Raw genomic sequence first — 962 nt, 5'->3', positions numbered from 1 at the left:
CCATCAATGAGCCAGCCATTATGCAACATAGGCAGCACATCAAAATAACGCATCTTCGACAGCACTCGCGGCTGAATAGTCGCACACATCCAGACTTTGGCTTCTCCGGAGTCTTCTGCGGTCCCGACGCGTACCAGCCCCATGATTGAAAGTTGCTGTATAATGTTGGACATACTGCGCATGAGAACTTGGGTCAATGCTTCTTTACTTGGCCGCTGTGATAGCGCAGCCAGCATCATGCCCACATCTTCCGGCGTCCAAGGCTTACCGTTATTCAGCAGGTGGACAGTGCGTCGGGTAGGCGCGTTAGCATCATCGTTATAACGAAACGCGAGAGCAGGGCGTGATGTCCACCACTCAGGCGACCGCAATGATTGCTCACCACGCCATACCTGTGGGGCCCATCCCATTTCGGTCAGGTTACGATAAATGCCTGTCATCGTTTTTCCCAGGCAAGCAATACCGACCTGGTGATTCGGCACCAATGTTATCTGGCTGAGGTCATCAATGTTTTCACAAACGGCAATATACAAATCCATTGCAATACACTTGCGTTGAATTTCTTCTACGTCCTTACCGATAACTGACGATAAGGCTGTAAAAGAGTAGTTATCCTTCAGCCCCTTCACAAGCTTGAGTTCGTCAGTAATCGACCACGCGATGTTCTCTTGGGTCATGTTGAGATCCTAGTTGATTACTACAGTGCTGATATTTTAACCGAGGCAAAGTCAATATCGAAATTTCACGACCTATTTTACACAGAGTTATGTACAGAATTTGTGGATAAAATGACGACTAAAAAACTTGATTTAAAATTTACAGGCATCATTAGCTTTCCAGTTTTAAGCTGACGTGCAGGTCAACGGTATCTTGGCAGCCTGGAACATACCTCGGCCAATCAGTTGCATTTGCCTGTTTTATAATCAAGTTTTTCAGCCGTCATTTTATCCACAAATGCTGTA

1 protein-coding gene is annotated in these 962 nt (G+C 46.3%); it reads right to left on the bottom strand.

Features of this window, described 5'->3' with window-relative positions; translation table 11 throughout:
* On the bottom strand, positions 1 to 677 hold a 677-nt coding region (locus ACVRRC_RS21920; protein WP_472997564.1), incomplete at its 3' end, for a hypothetical protein.
* Positions 678 to 962 lie beyond the last annotated feature (285 nt).

The sequence above is a fragment of the Stutzerimonas sp. LR2 genome (genome assembly GCF_055755175.1).
The sequence above is the reverse complement of the archived record's forward strand: the minus strand, read 5'-3'. Positions and strand labels throughout refer to the sequence as shown.